This is a genomic window from Cobetia sp. AM6, from assembly GCF_009617955.1.
Taxonomy (GTDB): domain Bacteria; phylum Pseudomonadota; class Gammaproteobacteria; order Pseudomonadales; family Halomonadaceae; genus Cobetia; species Cobetia amphilecti.
This window is the reverse complement of sequence record NZ_AP021868.1, coordinates 2,439,802-2,455,716: the sequence shown is the minus strand read 5'-3', so window position 1 is coordinate 2,455,716 and position 15,915 is coordinate 2,439,802. Positions and strand designations below refer to the sequence as shown.

The window sequence follows — 15,915 nt, the reverse complement described above, 5'->3', positions numbered from 1 at the left end:
ATCAGGCAAGAGACTGATTTGTCGTAAAAACTCTGATAAATAATCTATATCAACGGCTTATGGCGGCGCGTTCGATGCGGATCGGTCAATGAGTCGCAAGACATTGCGGCCATTGGATAAGGGTCGCAGGGGCCGGGGTCGGCTATCCTAGGGGTTGATCCGGCCAGCCCGTCACGACCTACAATCCCCGCTCCCTCCCTGCCGTCCATTTTTGGATTGGTCTAAAGTTCAAGTTGTCATAACTTGTAAAATTCGTGCATCCCGCTGACACTGATCTGCGTATTCGGGGCAGTCAACGCCAACCCTCAAAGCGGCTGCCCCACGCTGCAACGCCACAATCGACACAGCCACGCAACGCCTCCATAACAAGACAACGAGAGAGTCTTCGCCATGCGTAAATTGTCACAAGTCCTCTGTGCCTCCGTGCTGACCCTGTCCGCTTCCGCGGTAATGGCAGCCGACTATCCCTACAAGCCCATCACGCTGATCGTGCCTTGGTCTGCCGGTGGTGGTACTGATGCGGTCGGTCGTCAGCTGGCGGCGGGCCTGCAGGAAGAGCTCGGTCAGCCGGTCAATGTGGTCAACAAGACCGGCGGTTCCGGGGTGGTGGGGCACATGGCCATGAAGATGGCGCGTCCCGACGGCTATACCCTGGGGCTTGGCACGGCAGAGATCGCCACCTATCAGCACATCGGCACCGCGCAACTGTCCTATGAGGACTTTACGCCGATCGCGCTGCTCAACCTGGACTACGCCTCCTTCACGGTGAATGCCGATTCCGAATGGAAGACGCTGGATGATGCGCTGTCCGCGCTGAAGGCCAACCCCAGTGACTACACCGTGTCAGGTTCTGCGCCGGGGGCGGCCTACCATCTGTCCTTCGCGGGCTTCCTGGATCAACAGGGCATCAACCCGAATGACGTGACGCTGGTACCCAGCGAAGGCGCGGCACCGGGCCTGCAGGAACTGGCCGCCGGTGGCGTGGATGTCGTGTTCTCCTCGCTGCCGGAAATCGAATCCATGCGCCAGTCGGGTCGCGTCAAGGCGCTGGCGGTACTGGCCAATGAGCGTGTCGATTCCTTCGAGGACATTCCGTCTGCCAAGGAGCTGACCGGTTCCGAGTGGAGCCAGGGTTCCTGGCGTGGTCTGGTCGGTCCTGAGGGCCTGCCGGAAGAGGTCACCGCGCGTCTGTCTGAAGCCGCCGAGAAGGTCTGGAAGTCCGAGCAGTTCCAGGACTTCATGGCCAGCCGCGGTTACGGCACCGTGTGGGAAGATGCCGAAGGGTTCCGTGCCTTCATGAAAGATCAGGATGAAAAGAACGCTGCCACCATCGAAAAACTGGGTCTGGCCAACTGAGCATGTCGCATCGCTTCGTGTTCGAACGTTTCCTCCTGAGTCTTCATGAGTAACCGCACATGCGTACCAACGACAAGGTAACGGGTGTGGTGACGGCAGCCTTCGGGGCTGCCGTCATATATGCCTCCCTCGACCTAAAGAACCTGCCGCGCCAGGAATATGGGGCCGGTACCTTTCCCACCGTTATCGGCGCACTGCTGATACTGTTCGGGGCCATCCTGCTCGTCCGTGGGCTGCGCAATCGTGAAGTCTGGTTTGCCTGGCAGCACCCCGTGCCGCTGATCACCTTCATTCTGACGCTGGTGGCCATCTGTGCCTCCATCATCGCCTACATCTATCTCACCCCGGTGGTCGGCTTCCCCGTGGTGTCCTTTGTATTGCTCACCTTGCTGCTCTACACCTTCCATCATCGACGCTGGATGCCCGCTGCCGGCATTGCGGTGACGGCGACGGGGGTGATCTGGGGTGTGTTCGGCCAGTTGCTGCACGTGCCGCTCGAGCTGGGACTGCTGGAAAAGGTGATTTACTGATGAGTGACTTACTGCAAGCCGCCACTATGGTCTTCACTTGGGAAGTGATGCTGATCATCCTGGCCGCCTCCCTCTTCGGGCTGTTCATGGGCGCGATTCCGGGCCTGACCGCCACCATGGCCACGGCCCTGCTGGTGCCGGTCACCTTCTTCATGGACCCGCTACCGGCTATCGCCGCCATCGTGTCCGCTACGGCCATGGCGATTGTGGCCGGGGACATCCCCGGGGCGCTGTTACGAATCCCCGGTACGCCAGCCTCGGCAGTGTATACCGAGGAAGCCTATGCCATGGGCAAGCAGGGCAAGGTGGGTCTGGCGCTGGGCCTCAACGTGACCTGCTCGATGATCGGCGGCGTGATCGGGGTGCTGATCCTGGCCTTCTTCGCACCGCGCATCGCCGAGTTCGCCATCCAGTTCACCAGCGATGAGTACTTCTGGCTGGCACTGCTGGGGCTGTCTTGCGCGATCCTCGTCTCGGGGCGTGATCCGCTCAAGGGCGGCATCTCGATGCTGGCGGGTCTGGTCATCGCGATGGTGGGTATGGACAGTGTCTCGGGCCAGATGCGTTTCACTTTCGGCAACTACGACCTGCTGGCCGGTATCTCCATCCTGCCGGTGTTGATCGGGCTGTTCGCGATCTCCGAGCTGATCCGCCGCATGCCTGAGACGCGCAACCCGGCGCCGATCGTACCGCCGGTCATCAAGCGTCCCTTCGAGGGCGTCGGCTCGACCCTATGGAAGTACAAGGGCGGCGTGCTGCGCGGTGGGGCGCTGGGAACCGTGATCGGCTCTCTGCCGGGCGCCGGTGCCGACATCGCCTCCTGGATCAGCTATGCCGTTAGCCGCAAGTTCTCCAGAACGCCGGAGAAGTTCGGCAAGGGCCATCCGGAAGGCCTGGTGTCGGCCAGTTCTGCCAACAATGCCTCGCTATCCGGTGCCTACATTCCGGCGCTGGTGTTCGGTATCCCGGGCGATACGGTGACGGCAATCATCATCGGCGTCCTGATGACCAAGGGCATCACCCCGGGGCCGGACGTCTTCACCGACCAGGCACCGCTGGTGAACGCCATCTTCATGGTCTTCGTGCTGGCCAACCTACTGCTGTTGCCGCTGGGCTTCATGGCGATCCGTGGGGCGCGTCACATCCTGTCGATTCCCACCGGCATCCTGTTCCCGCTGATCCTGATGTTCTGCATCGTCGGTGCCTTCGCGGCCAACAATGCCATGTTCGACATCTGGATCATGCTCGGCATCGGCCTGATGGGCTTCTTCATGGCCGAGAATGACTTCCCGGTCGGGCCGATGATTCTGGCGGTGATTCTCGGACCGATCGTCGAGAGCAACTTCATGCGCTCGATTCTCAAGTCCAATGGCGACCTGACCGCCTTCGTGGACCGTCCCATCGCCATGGTGCTGGCCATCGCCGCGGTGGCGGTGTGGAGCATGATCATCGTCAACGGGGTGAAGGCAGGGCGTAAGGCACCGCAGGCAGAGGAAGCGACTCAGCCCCAGGATGCCTGAAAGGACGTCAGCCGAGTGGCCTTTCCTCAACTGGCAGGGTTTCCGGTAGAATTGCACACCATCCGACATGCCTGAAGGTGGACCAAGAGTGATGAGAAAGGGCGACATGACACGATGAGTGACGCAGCCAAGCATTCACTGGCGCTGGTGGTCTACGAGAAGATTCTGGCGGCCATCATCAGCGGTGATTATCCCGTCAACAAGAAGCTGCCCACCGAGGCGCGCCTGTGCGAGCTGTATGAGGTGTCGCGTCCGGTGCTGCGTGATGCGCTGGCGCGGCTGCGCGAGGACAATCTCGTCGTCTCGCGGCGGGGCTCCGGCAGTTTCGTCATCAATCGACCCGACAGCGCCGTGCTCGAATTCGCGCGCATTTCCAGCATCGCCGACATCCAGCGTTGCTTCGAGTTTCGCACCAATGTCGAGGCCAGTGCGGCGGGCCTTGCCGCACTGCGGCGCACCCCGGAGCAGCTGGAGCACATTCGCCAGCGCTTCGAAGCCATCAACCAGGCCAATCTCAACCACGATCGTGCCTCGGATGAAGACTTCGAGTTCCATCTGGCGATCACCGAAGCGGCCAGCAATCACTACTACGCCACCGTGCTGCGCTCGCTCAACCAGAGCATCAAGGAGGGCATGAACCTGACGCGTGGCCTGTCATTGCGCGCCTCGGAGGAACGCCTGCGCATCGTTCAGGATGAGCATCAGGCGATCATCGATGCGATTGCCGACAAGGACGCCACGGCGGCCGAAAGCGCGATGCGGGCGCATCTTGAAGGGGCGCGCCGACGCATGTTCGAAGGCGTTCATGCGCCCTAGCCCCTCAAGAGGCGAGCCCCTCGACAGGTAAGCGTTCCGCCGACACGTCATGACCCACGACAATGCCTCTGATCGTCACCGATCAGAGGCATTGTCGTATCAGGAGACGTGAAAACGCGGCCTGCAGGCACGCAAGCGGCCTGTGAAGATAGGCAGAGCACGATGCCCGCAAGGCTAGTGTTCGCCCAGCCAGCGACGTGCCACGGCGACGGCGCGTGGCAGGCTGCGGCACCAGCTGAGCTTGTGCGCACGCGTGCGAATGCCGGCTCGGCGCAGCTTGACGATCAGATGGCTCGGCAGCCCCGCCAGAATCAGCGCCACTCGCTGGTGATGCATGTCATCGATCAGGGATTTCAGGGCCACGATGGCCGTGCCATCCATGCTCGGCACATCGCTCATGTCGAGAATCACGACCCGGACCCTGTCATCGACCAGGCGCAGTGAGGTCAGCGCCTTCTCGGCCACGCCGAAGAACAGGGGGCCATCGATGTCGTAGAGCGCGATGGCGCTGCTGTCGCTTCCCTCGCACGGTGTCTGGCGAAGCGCCTCGCCCTGTGGCGTGTCGGTGATCTGGCGGGTCTGCGTCAGCTGCATCATGCGGCGTATGAACAGCGCCGCCGCCAGTCCGACGCCGACTGCCACCGCCAGCACCATGTTGAACAGCACGGTGAGGCCGAAGCAGATCAACAGGATCGCCACATCGCCTCCCGGGGCGGAACGCAGGCTATGCACGAAGTGGCGAGCTTCGCTCATGTTCCAGGCGACGATGAACAGCAGCGCCGCCAATGTCGCCATCGGCACCTTGCCCAGCAGATCCGCCAGTGCGATCACCGCAAGCAGTACCACCGCGGAATGCACCACTGCCGCCAGTGGTGAACGGGCTCCGCAGCGAATGTTGGTGGCGGTGCGTGCGATGGCGGCAGTGGCCGTGATGCCCGCGAACAACGGCGCTATCAGATTGCCCAGCCCCTGGCCGATCAACTCCGCATCCGGGTCATGGCGCGTTCGCGTCAGTCCATCGGATACCACCGAGCACAACAGGGATTCGATCGCCCCCAGCATGGCAATGGCGATGGCGGGGCCCATCAATGCACGGATCAACTCGAAATCCAGTGTCAGCGGCTGGCCATCCGCGCCGGGCAGCTGCCAGGGAGCCACCAGCATTGGGGCGATGGGCGGAATCCCCGTGCCGCTGCTGCCCGCCGCTTCCCAGCTGAAGCGGGAGGCGATGGTTTCCACCAGCGGACCCTGGGTGTCACCGCCGAAGGCGAGTTCGAGCGCATGGGCCGCCAGTGCGCCGACGATCAAGCCGACCAGTGGTGCGGGGACGGGCAAGTGCAGGCGTGGCCACAGCAGCATGACGGCCAGTGAAAAGACCCCGATGGAGAGTTCATGAGGGTTCAGCGTCGGCAGGGCGGCCAGAATATGCCCGACATTCTCGACGAAGTGCTCGCTGAGCTGTCCGACACTCAGGCCCAGAAAGTCAGGCACCTGCAGGACGGCGATCACCACGGCGATGCCGGCGGTAAAACCGAGCACGACCGGATAGGGCACGAACTGGATCAGCCGCCCCATGTGCGTCAGCCCCAGCAGTACCAGAATCGCCCCCGCCATCATGGTGGCGATCAACAGGCCGCCGAGTCCGTACTGCTGAACGATGGGAAACAGGATCACCACGAAGGCCGCGGTGGGTCCGGAGACGTTGACGCGTGAGCCGCCCGTCATGGCGATGATTGCCCCTGCGACGATGGCCGTGTAGAGGCCATGCTGTGGCGCGACCCCGGCCGCGATGGCCAGTGCCATGGACAGCGGCACTGCCACGGTGCCGATGGTCAACCCGGCCAGGATGTCCTGACGCAGATCGGTGAGGCCGTAGCCTGAGTGCCATGCACTGCGCAGGCCGGTGGCAATCGGGGGCAGGCGCATGGGAGAGCGCTTGGAGATCATCGGGGCGGGTCCTCGCGGAGGGAATCTCGACGCTGAACCTGGTGCTGGCCGTATCAGGGCATGGCGTGGCATGTCCGAACATGACACTGCGCCAGGCGACAGCAGGCCAGCCGTCTGTGACGGACTGCCCTGTCATGATCATATGATAATCACATGGTAAAAACATTAACATGTAATTAGCATGATCGTCATTCGCTTGCCCAAAGGTTCGGCGCGGGGTCACAAGGTTCGGCGCGGGTTCACAAGGATTGGCTTGTCGGTATCGGCGTCCCGGCATTACCATCTGATGTTAATGATTTCGGGAGAGCTGAAGATGGAAAAGAAGACCGCACGCCTGACCCTGATGATTGACCCGCACAAGAAGCAGGCCTTCGAGCAGCTGTGTGCCTCGCAGGATCAGACGCCGTCTCAGGTCGTCCGTCAGTTGATCCGCGAGTATCTGCAGGCGCATGGCGTCGAGTACGCGTCCCAGCCCGGGCGTCCACAACCCCCATCTTCCTGAACGAGCGGGTTGGGTGGGGCGCTCTGACAAGCCCTGCGCTGACGAGCCCTGCGCTGATTAGCCCGGCTCTGACGCAAGAAACAAGAAGCCCCTGACAGGTTCGCCTGTCAGGGGCTTTCGTCTTCAGGGGCTTTCGTCTTCAGGGGCAAGGGTGCCGTCCTGCTTGCTCAGGGGAGCGGGATCATTGGCAGAACCTGGCGGGCGACAGGCTGCGCGCGTATTCCGGCAGGGGCTCGTGCGCTACCGTGCGTGCCACCAGATCGCCCGTCTCGGCCGAGAGTGTCAGGCCCAGGTGGCCATGCCCGTAGGCGAGCAGCAGGCCGGGGCAGCCGGGCATTTCCCCCACTACCGGCAGGCCATCGGGAGTGGAGTGGCGTACGCCCATCCAGTGGCTGGCGACGTCGAGTGGCTGACCGAAGAGTGTCTCGCCCCATTGCTTGAGGGCTTGCCAGCGTTGTGGCGAGGCGGGGCGCGATGGCGCGCAGAACTCGGTGGTGCCCGCCAGGCGAATGCCTGCAGCCATGGGCGAGGCGTAGAAGTGATGTGCCAGCCAGCCCACCGGGCGTGCGAGTGGCAGCGATGTGGCGAGCTCGATGTGATAGCCGCGCTCGCTGACCACCGGCAGTCGCTTGCCGAGTCCCGCCAGCAGCGTATTGCTCGCGATACCGGCGCAGATCACCACATGCGAGACCTCCTGCGAGGTGGTGGCGGTGTCGATGCGCCAACCACCACTGGAAAGCGGCGTGAGGGCATCGACCTGCTGCGCTGTCCACTCAAGGCCGCCTTCTTCCAGCTGTGCGAAGAGCTGGCGGCTGAGTGACAACGGGCTGGTGAGATGGCGGGTATCAGGGTAGTAGAGGCCGCCTGTTAGTCCCTTCGAGTTGAGCGACGGTTCCAGATCCCGCAGCTGGTTCGCGCCCAGTGCCTGACATTCGACTCCGTCAAGGCGCTTCGCTTGGGCCATCTTCTCCAGCGCTGCCGGGGTGATGGCGGTGTCGCGCTGGATCTGCAGGCAACCTGTCTGGCTGGCCAGTGCAGTGGGCGCTCTGGTCTGCAGATCATCGATCAGAGCATGCTGTCGTTCGACGGCATTGGCCAGCAGGGCGATCAGGTCCGCCTTGTGGCGCTGGAAATTGGAGGGCGTTGCCGCCTTGAGGAAGCGCCAGCCGAAATCCGCGAGGGCAGGCGTGTGGCGCAGGGCGATGGCAAGGGAGGGCTGCCTGCTCAGCAGGTGGCCCGGCAGCTGACGCAGGGTATCGCCGCTGGCCATCGGTGAGGTGGCGTAGTTGGCGATGAGGCCGGCATTGCCGAAGGAGGTGCCTTCGCCGATGGGGTTCGGGTCATACAGTCGAACGTGATAGCCACGTGCCTGCAAGGCGCGGCAGGTCGCCAGACCGATGATGCCGGCGCCAATGACGGCAATGCTGGCGTGACTCGCCGCTTCGGCGGCGGAGGATTGCGGGGTCATCGCGCGTACTCTCTTTGCCGGCCATGCCGAGCGGATTGCCCGACATGATCGGCGTGATGAAGACGGTGGCAGGGTCGTGTCAGGGCCATGACAGGGCCTTGGATGACTCATGGTCGAGCGGCGCAGGCCCTGCCGATGGCTCAGTTGTCGCGGTAGAACTTCCAGGAGGCGATGGCGATGCCCACGGCGGTGAGGATGCTCAGCAGGCAGATCACATACAGGGTCAGTCCGAACATGGTCAGGTCCTCAGGAGTGGGTGGGCTGGGTCGGGGCGTTATTGCCGTTGTGGTCCGGCGCCGCGTTCAAGAACTGATAGACGAGGGTGAAGACCACGATATTGGCGATGACGCCGGCGATCAGCGGCGTGATGCCGCTCAATGCCTCAAGTTCCAGGCCGCTCCACTTCCAGACGCTGGTGGCCAGTGCCCCGGCGAGCATCGCGGCGATGCCGGCACGCTTGCAGCGAACCTTGAACAGCACGGCGAAGATGAACGGCAGCAGGATGGTCGGTGCCCACAGCGCGTAGCTCAGCAGCAGCGCATCGATGATCGAGGTGGCGTAAAGCGCGAAGACGATGGCGCCCAGTCCGATGGCCAGATTGACGCCGCGCTCGATCCACAGCTGCTGCTTGCCGGACATGGCGGGATTGATGAAGGGCTTGTAGATGTCGGTCACGAAGATGACCGCTGCCGAGTTCAGGTAGGAGTCCGCTGTCGACATCACCACCGCCAGCAGTGAGGCGAGCACCAGGCCGGTCAGGCCCAGCGGCAGGGCGTCGCGAATCAGTTCCGGCATGGCTTGATCTGGCGAGATCTGCGGATAGAGCACCAGCGCGATCAGGCCGATGGTGGAGCTGACGGCATAGAACAGCAGACCGAAGCCGCCGGCCAGCGAGTAGCCGATCTTGGCATGACGGGAATCCGGTGCCGACAGGGCGCGCTGGGTGTAGGGCGGGACGAGGGTCTCGCCGAGCAGGAAGGCGATGAAGATGCTGATGAACATCAGCGGCGTGTAATCGCCCATGATGCTGAAGTGCTCGGTGGGCAGCGCGGCGATCAGGGCATCGGGGCCACCGATCTTGTCGAGTCCCACGATCATGGTGATGGGCAGGAAGACCGCGAGCATCACGAACTGCACCACGTCGGTCTGGATCACGGCCCACATGCCGCCGGCCGTGGAGTACACCAGTACCACTGCCATGCCGATCAGAATGCCGGTGCTGATCTCGATGCCCAGGATGGCATTGAAGACGGTGCCGATGGCCAGCGCCTGAGCGCCGAGGATGCCGACGCAGAAGATTAGCGAGAAGATGCCGGTCAGCAGGCGAGCGCTGCGACCATAGTGATGCGCCATGATGTCACCGACCGTCTGGGCGCCCCCATAGCGCTTGAGGCGCGGTGCGATGTAGAGACCTGCGATGATGGTGGCGATGGGAAAAGCGGAGGCTGCGAACATGAAGGCGTAGCCCTCATCGAAGGCCTTGCCGGCGCGGCCCATCGAGGCGCCCCCGCCGAGGAAGGAAGCGGCGAGCGTGGCGAACAGCACCGGCCAGATGATCTTGTTGCCGGCGACGGCGAAGTCGGCACTGCTGGAGGTCTTCTTGGCACTGCGGTAGCCGATGTAGAGCAGTATCGCGAAATACAGCAATAGCCCCATGAGGTCGATCATATGCATTGTCTGTGGCCCTTTGTTGTTGGTTATGAGGGTCTGGTCAGCTTCCTCCCGCAGGGGGTATAAGCACAACTAAAGGCTGTCTATTAAGTCATAAGAACAATTTAGAGTCTGCCCGAGAAAGGCTAGTCTCGAGAATCCGGACGTGAGCGCCCCGCCGCGAGAGCCCTGCCACGAGATGAGAGCCCAGCCGTCATGAAACTCAGACACAACCTGCGTCAATTGCAGATCTTTCAGGAAGTGGTACGCACGGGCAGTCTCTCCCAGGCAGCGCGTCGCCTGGCCATCACCCAGCCCGCGGTAAGCACAGCAATCACCAATCTGGAAAGCGAAGTCGGCTTTCTGCTCTTTCGCCGTAACCACTACGGCACCCAGTTGACGCCGGAAGCCGTCCATCTGGCCGAGGGGGTCGACAAGGTGCTGGCCTCGGTGGGCCACCTTGATGAGCTGACCGATGGGCTGCGTGACGGCCATGCCGGCAAGCTCACCGTGGCCTCGATGCCGGGGCTGTCTCCCACGGTGATGCCCCGTGTGATGGCGCGCTATCTGGTCGATTTTCCCGACAGCCGCCTGTCGTTGCAGACGTTCAGCTCGCGCAAGATCGCCGAGTGGGTCGCCGAGGGCCAGTTCGATCTCGGCGTCATCGAGTCGGACGCCGCCATCGAGGAGCTGGTGCTCGAGGAGTATCGGCTGTGCATGGCGCTTGCGGTTCCCGAAGGCAATCCTCTCGCCGAGAAGGCATCACTGAACCCGGCGGACCTGGCCGGGGAGACCATCATCACGCTGGACCAGCATCACCAGAGCACTCTGAAACTCGCGGGTGCCTTCCAGCAGGTCGGCATGACATTGCAGGCGAGCATCGAGACCCATCTGTTTCCCTCGGTCGCGATGCTCGTCAATGAAGGGCTGGGGATTGCCCTGATCGATCCGGTGACGGCGGAGGCGATGCTGGCACGTCGCGATTGCCATCTGCGCATCGTGCCCTTCACACCGACCATCAATCTGGATGTCGCGCTGGTCACCTCGCGCTTTCATCCCGTCTCGCGTCAGGGGCAGCGCTTCATGCCCTATCTGGCGGCGGAGCTGGCCGCCTGGCAGCAACGCTCGCAGGACAGATACGCGCCAGGCGCCTGAGCGGGCGCCTCAGACCGATGTTCTCGGTACTGTGCGCTGCCAGTCACGGCGATGGACTTCCTCGTCGTCTTGCCAGGCGATCTGCTTGGCTTCGAGATATAAGTTCTCGGCGTCGCAGCGCATGCGATAGTGGCTCTCGACGCGGACGTCGAACTGGCCCGGGGTGGTCTCGCCAAGCGCACTGTCACGCCCGTGCTGATCGCGTCCGGCGTGGTAGTGCCAGACGATCTCGGCACGGGTGCGATCCGCATCTTGCGGGTGCGCGGTATAGCGCTCGGTGCAGCGATACTCGACCCGCATGCCGGTGTCCTCGAGCGTCATCGCGCCCAGGTCATCCGCGACGATGGTGGTGACTTCGCCGCTGGACACATCTTCGACCACGCTGCGACTCGGCCTGGCGGCACGCTGCTCGCTGATGTTGACCGGTGGGGCGGATTCCGGTGCCGCGAAGGGGTTGTCGACGGCCTCGCCGGTGAAGACCGGCAGCCCGAGTGATTGCAGGCCCGGTTGCAGGGTCAGAGCCGCTCGCCGGGGCGCCGGCCACACCATCGGGAAGTTGGCTGACGCCAGTGCCACGCGCAGTCGGTGGCCGGCCGGAATCCGATAGCCCGCCATGTCCAGTTCCAGCTCGATATTGACGGGCTCGCCGGGAGTGAGAGGCTGCGGAGTGTCATGATCGCGCAGCGCGAGGTTGAGCACGCCGTAGGTGATGCGTGCGACCTGGCCATCGGGCTGCACGTCACTCAGGCGCACCGTCAGCTGGCCGCAGGTCTGGTCACTGGTCAGTGTCAGCGTGACCCTGGGCTTGCCGAGGATATCCAGCGGCGCGTCGAGCGGTTCACTGTCAAAGCACACGGCGAGTGCATCATCCAGCCGCTGATCCCCCGGCAGGTCAGGCCCGAACCAGATGGCGCAATACTCGCCTTGATGGCGGCCAGCGGTCAGCGGTGAATCCACCACCACCGGCCTGGCAAGTGCCTGCTGACCCTGATGTGCGTCTTCGCTCAGGCCTGATTCGCTCAGCGACATCTGGCGCATTTCGACATCGCTGGCGGGCCAGCCGTCCGTCTGCACCCAGCGTCCCGGACGTTCGGCATACATCGTCTTCGGCGGCAGGGAATCCTGCAGGTAGAAGGTAGCGGACGGCTCGTCCATCACGCCGTTCTCCGCGCCTTTCAGCCAGTGGTCCCACCAGCGCAGCGCTTCCTGCAGGAAGCCGATGGCGGGGTCGGGCACCGCAAAGTGCGGATACTTGTGAATCCACGGGCCGATCAGCGCCTTGCGCGGACAGGTCAGGTTTTCCATCATCCGCCCGACGGTGTTCTTGTAGGCATCGCCCCAGCCACCGATGGTATAGACCGCCGCTTCGATGTCGGCGTAATCGGTATTGATGGAGCCCTGCTTCCAGTACGCATCGCGGTGCTGATGCGAAAGCCACGTCTCGGCCAGCAGCGGCATCTCGTCCAAACGCTCCCGCCACATGGCGCGCCACTCGTCACCGACCAGACGCGGGTCCGGCGGTGCCGCGGAGAAGCTCAGCATGGTGGCGGCCCAGGCCAGGTTCTCGTTGAGCAGACAGCCACCCTTGTAGTGGATGTCATCCGTGTAGCGATCATCGGTGGAGCAGAGGGTGATGATGGCCTTGAGTGGCTCAGGCCGGTGCGCGGCCAGTTGCAGCGAATTGAAGCCGCCCCAGGAGATGCCCATCATGCCGAGCTTGCCGCTGCACCATGGCTGATTGGCGATCCAGTCGATCACCTCCAGCGCATCGGACTGCTCCAGTGGCAGATATTCATCTTCCATCAGCCCCTGGGATTCGCCGTTGCCGCGCATGTCGACGCGCACCGAGGCGTAGCCGTGGCCCGCGAAGTAGGGGTGGGTGAGGGCATCACGCGCGACGGTGCCGTCACTCTTGCGATAGGGCAGGTATTCGAGGATGGCCGGCACCGGTGCCTGTTCCGCGTCTTCCGGCAGCCAGATTCTGGCGGCCAGCTGGGTGCCGTCAGAGAGCGGAATCAGCGTGTGCTCGATCTCGCGGACGCGATGGGGGAAGTCGGTCTTGACGCGCATTCACGTATCCTTGTGTCGTCGGGCCGATGGAGGGATGCCTTGTCTCGGGAGTATTGCTTGTCACGAGAGTACTGCTAGTCACGGAAGTACTGCTTGTCACTGGCCGCGACGCCGGGACTCAGAATTCGGAAATCAGAAGTCGGAAGTCGATGCTGGCGCATGCCGTCAAACGCCGCAAGGCGCCGTGGAGGGAAATCCACGGCGCCTTGCGGTGTCATGCGGGGAGGGAGCAAGGATGCATGGCATTTCAAGGCCATCCATCCCGTTAACCACTGCTTGTCTTGGGTGCTGCCCTGCTGACAGGCAACATGATCACATCTCGCTACTCCAGACTCGCCCCATAGCCGAAGCTGGCGGCGGGCTCGGCTGCCGTCTCGACCCACACGCTCTTCACTTCGCTGTATTCACGCAGCGCATCCAGCCCTGAGGAGCGGCCATAGCCACTCTCGCCGTAGCCGCCGAAGGGCGAGCTGACGTGAATGGTCTTGTAGCCATTGACCCAGAAGGTGCCGGCACGCACCTGGCGCGCCACGCGGTGGGCGCGGCCGACGTCGCGCGTCCAGACGGCGCCGGCCAGCCCGAAACGACTGTCATTGGCGATGCGGATGGCGTCGGCTTCCTCCTCGAAGGGAATGGCGACCACGACCGGGCCGAAGATCTCTTCCTGCGCGCAGGCCATGGCGTTGTCACCCAGCAGTACCGTCGGGGCGACATGATAGCCGCCGGTGTCTGGAATGGGTTCTGCTGAGCCATCGGCGAGGCGCGCGCCGTCCTCGATGGCGCCGGCAAGCATCGACCTCACATGCTGGTATTGCTTCGCGTTGTTGATCGGGCCGATCTGGGTTGCCGGGTCCTGCGGGTCACCGAGGGTGAATTGCGTGGCAGCCTTGGCCAGCGCAGTGGTGAACTTGTCGAAGATCGAGGCTTGCACCAGCAGGCGCGAGCCGGACACGCAGCTCTGCCCGGCGCCGGAGAAGATGGCCGCCTGGGCGCCGCGCAGGGCCACTTCGAGATCGGCATCCTCGAACACGATGTTGGCGGACTTGCCGCCCAGCTCCAGCACGCAGGGGATGCAACGCTGCGCCGCGGCGGTGGCGATGTGGCGGCCGGTGGCGGGCGAGCCGACGAACACCACCTTGCGAATGTCGCCCTCGGCGATCAACGCCTGGCCGATGCTATGGCCGTAGCCGGCGATGACATTGACCAGCCCGCGCGGCACACCGGCGCGCTCGATCAACACGCCCAGCGCCAGCGAGGACAGCGCCGTCAGCTCCGAGGGCTTGAGAATCACCGCATTGCCGGCGGTGATGGCCGGGGCGATCTGCCAGCCAGCGGTGAAGATGGGCGCGTTCCACGGCGTGATCTGCAGCACGGTGCCCAGCGGCTCGTAGGTGACGTAGTTGAGGTGCGAGGTCGGGACCGGAATCACCTCGCCGTGCAGCTTGTCGGCCCAGCCCGCGTAGTACTCGAACATCTCCGCGACCTTGGCCACCTCGACCCGCGCATCGCGAATCGGCTTGTTGGCGCTCAGCGCCTCCAGTTCGGCCAGGGTGTCGGCCTGCTCTCGGACCAGGCTGCCTATGCGGTAGATGGCGCGCCCACGGGCCTGGGCGGTCAGGGCGGCCCACTGCTGCTGGGCCTCGCGGCTGGCGGCATTGGCGAGCGCGACCTGAGAGATGTCGGCATCCGGGAAGGACAGCATCAGGCTGTCATCCTGGGCGTTGCGCACCTCGATGCTCTCACCGCTACCTTTGATGAACTCGCCACCGATCAGGCTGCTGACGACAAGAGTGTCGTCATGAGATTGGCTGCTGTCCTGAAACGCCTGCATCAGTTCGGCGATACGCTGAGTCGTTGAGGGTGCCGGGGTCATGTCGTGGGTCAGCATGGCTTATGCTCCGTGGCTGAAGAGAGTCGGGTCAGTGCGTTGCACGATGGCGCAGAAATCCTCGCGGTCATCCAGCGTCGCGCGGCTCTCGTTCCATAGCTGGGCGACGGCGTTGGCGAGGGGCAGTTCCATCCCGAGCTGTTGCGCCAGATCACTGGCCAGCCCGACATCCTTGCGCATCAGGCCCATGGTGAAGCCGGAATCGTAGGCCTTGTTGATCACCCAGTTGGGGAACATCACCTGGCTCGCGCCACTGCGCCCGGAACCCGCATTCACGCCTTCCAGCAACTTCTCAGGGGAGACGCCCGCTCTGGCGGCCATGGCAACGGCCTCCGCCGTGCTGATCAGGTGGCAGGCGGCCAGCATGTTGTTGGCGATCTTGGCGACATTGCCCGCGCCACAGCGACCGACATGCACTCGGCTGCCGCTCATGGCCTCCAGTACCGGCATGGCGCGTGCCAGCACCTCATCCTCGGCGCCGATCACCATCGACATGCTGCCGCTCGCGGCGCCCTTGGGGCCGCCGGACACCGGGGCGTCGATGAAGTCGATACCACGCGTCGCCAGCGCCGCTGCCACCTTGCGGCTGGTCTCGGGAGTCGAGGTGGTGGTGTCGATCACGATCAGCCCCGGCCTGGCCAGGGCCAGCAGGCTTTCGGCCTTATGGTCTTCTGCTGCATCGCTGACTGGCGCATCTTCGCCGCCCAGACACAGGCGTTCGACATGCTCGGCCTTGGGCAGCGAGAGAATCACCACATCAACCTTCTCGAGCAGCTCGGTGAGGGAATCGACCGGCGTGACGCCTGTCGCAGCCGCCCTGTCACGTGCAGCCTGAGAGAGATCGAACCCGAATACGGTGAAGTCGTGGCGGGCGAGAGTCGCGGCCATGCCGCCGCCCATGTTGCCCAGTCCGATGACACCGACGGTTGTTGTCATTGTGGTGTTCCTGTCGTGGTGAAAGGGGGAGTAACACTCGGTGACTCGAGTATGGACAGCGCTTCTGTGTTCCAGCA

General features: G+C 63.6%; 12 protein-coding genes. 6 read left to right on the top strand and 6 right to left on the bottom strand.

The features are described 5' to 3' along the window. Nucleotides 1–390: 390 nt before the first annotated feature. From CLAM6_RS10455 to CLAM6_RS10440, 4 genes are all read left to right on the top strand, one after another. On the top strand, nucleotides 391–1,356 hold the full coding sequence (locus CLAM6_RS10455) for a Bug family tripartite tricarboxylate transporter substrate binding protein (protein WP_153636023.1): 966 nt from the start codon (nucleotides 391–393) through the stop codon (nucleotides 1,354–1,356). A 59-nt stretch (nucleotides 1,357–1,415) separates the two neighbouring features. Continuing rightward, the gene (locus tag CLAM6_RS10450) at nucleotides 1,416–1,886 is read left to right on the top strand and encodes a tripartite tricarboxylate transporter TctB family protein (protein ID WP_107334525.1); all 471 of its coding nucleotides are present in this window, start codon (nucleotides 1,416–1,418) and stop codon (nucleotides 1,884–1,886) included. Then, entirely contained in the window at nucleotides 1,886–3,406 is a 1,521-nt protein-coding gene (locus CLAM6_RS10445) for a tripartite tricarboxylate transporter permease (RefSeq protein WP_043334188.1), read from the top strand. Before CLAM6_RS10450 ends, CLAM6_RS10445 begins: the two co-directional genes overlap by 1 nt. 114 nt (nucleotides 3,407–3,520) lie before the next feature. After that, nucleotides 3,521–4,222, top strand: coding sequence for a FadR/GntR family transcriptional regulator (locus CLAM6_RS10440; protein WP_043334187.1), 702 nt, complete (start codon nucleotides 3,521–3,523; stop codon nucleotides 4,220–4,222). A 174-nt stretch (nucleotides 4,223–4,396) separates the two neighbouring features. Here CLAM6_RS10440 and dauA read toward each other — a convergent pair whose 3' ends face one another. After that, nucleotides 4,397–6,169 carry a C4-dicarboxylic acid transporter DauA gene (gene dauA, locus CLAM6_RS10435; protein WP_153636022.1) on the bottom strand — a complete coding sequence of 591 codons (1,773 nt, stop codon included), beginning with the start codon at nucleotides 6,167–6,169 and terminating at the stop codon, nucleotides 4,397–4,399. 313 nt (nucleotides 6,170–6,482) lie between these two features. Between dauA and CLAM6_RS10430 the strand changes: the two genes are divergently transcribed. Next, nucleotides 6,483–6,671: a CopG family transcriptional regulator gene (locus tag CLAM6_RS10430; protein WP_131432268.1), complete on the top strand. Its 189-nt coding sequence runs from the start codon at nucleotides 6,483–6,485 to the stop codon at nucleotides 6,669–6,671. 181 nt (nucleotides 6,672–6,852) lie between these two features. Here the strand turns inward: CLAM6_RS10430 and CLAM6_RS10425 are convergent, their stop codons facing one another. Further along, nucleotides 6,853–8,139, bottom strand: coding sequence for an NAD(P)/FAD-dependent oxidoreductase (locus tag CLAM6_RS10425; RefSeq protein WP_172978684.1), 1,287 nt, complete (start codon nucleotides 8,137–8,139; stop codon nucleotides 6,853–6,855). 246 nt (nucleotides 8,140–8,385) lie between these two features. Continuing rightward, nucleotides 8,386–9,813 (bottom strand): sodium:solute symporter family protein, encoded by a 1,428-nt coding sequence (locus tag CLAM6_RS10420; RefSeq protein WP_107334532.1) that lies wholly within the window; start codon nucleotides 9,811–9,813, stop codon nucleotides 8,386–8,388. Between the two features lie 192 nt (nucleotides 9,814–10,005). Here CLAM6_RS10420 and CLAM6_RS10415 point away from each other — a divergent pair, with 192 nt between their 5' ends. Continuing rightward, nucleotides 10,006–10,944, top strand: a complete 939-nt coding sequence (locus CLAM6_RS10415; RefSeq protein ID WP_153636020.1) for a LysR substrate-binding domain-containing protein — start codon at nucleotides 10,006–10,008, stop codon at nucleotides 10,942–10,944. Nucleotides 10,945–10,953: 9 nt separating this feature from the next. On the opposite strand, the gene CLAM6_RS10410 is transcribed toward CLAM6_RS10415, so the two are convergent. The 3 genes from CLAM6_RS10410 to CLAM6_RS10400 form a co-directional block, all read right to left on the bottom strand. Next, a complete protein-coding gene (locus tag CLAM6_RS10410; RefSeq protein ID WP_153636019.1) occupies nucleotides 10,954–13,014 on the bottom strand; it encodes a CocE/NonD family hydrolase in 2,061 nt (686 codons plus the stop codon). Between the two features lie 322 nt (nucleotides 13,015–13,336). Beyond that, nucleotides 13,337–14,902, bottom strand: coding sequence for an aldehyde dehydrogenase family protein (locus CLAM6_RS10405; RefSeq protein WP_242007646.1), 1,566 nt, complete (start codon nucleotides 14,900–14,902; stop codon nucleotides 13,337–13,339). Between the two features lie 3 nt (nucleotides 14,903–14,905). Beyond that, complete coding sequence (locus CLAM6_RS10400; RefSeq protein ID WP_441303526.1) at nucleotides 14,906–15,913, bottom strand: NAD(P)-dependent oxidoreductase; 1,008 nt, start codon at nucleotides 15,911–15,913, stop codon at nucleotides 14,906–14,908. Between the last annotated feature and the right edge of the window lie 2 nt (nucleotides 15,914–15,915).

Coding starts and splice junctions, on each gene's coding strand:
- CLAM6_RS10425 (WP_172978684.1), bottom strand. CDS start 8,139: ATGACCCCGCAATCCTCCGCCGCCGAAGCGGCGAGTCACGCCAGCATT.
- CLAM6_RS10410 (WP_153636019.1), bottom strand. CDS start 13,014: ATGCGCGTCAAGACCGACTTCCCCCATCGCGTCCGCGAGATCGAGCAC.
- CLAM6_RS10455 (WP_153636023.1), top strand. CDS start 391: ATGCGTAAATTGTCACAAGTCCTCTGTGCCTCCGTGCTGACCCTGTCC.
- CLAM6_RS10445 (WP_043334188.1), top strand. CDS start 1,886: ATGAGTGACTTACTGCAAGCCGCCACTATGGTCTTCACTTGGGAAGTG.
- CLAM6_RS10415 (WP_153636020.1), top strand. CDS start 10,006: ATGAAACTCAGACACAACCTGCGTCAATTGCAGATCTTTCAGGAAGTG.
- CLAM6_RS10420 (WP_107334532.1), bottom strand. CDS start 9,813: ATGCATATGATCGACCTCATGGGGCTATTGCTGTATTTCGCGATACTG.
- CLAM6_RS10405 (WP_242007646.1), bottom strand. CDS start 14,902: ATGCTGACCCACGACATGACCCCGGCACCCTCAACGACTCAGCGTATC.
- dauA (WP_153636022.1), bottom strand. CDS start 6,169: ATGATCTCCAAGCGCTCTCCCATGCGCCTGCCCCCGATTGCCACCGGC.
- CLAM6_RS10430 (WP_131432268.1), top strand. CDS start 6,483: ATGGAAAAGAAGACCGCACGCCTGACCCTGATGATTGACCCGCACAAG.
- CLAM6_RS10440 (WP_043334187.1), top strand. CDS start 3,521: ATGAGTGACGCAGCCAAGCATTCACTGGCGCTGGTGGTCTACGAGAAG.
- CLAM6_RS10450 (WP_107334525.1), top strand. CDS start 1,416: ATGCGTACCAACGACAAGGTAACGGGTGTGGTGACGGCAGCCTTCGGG.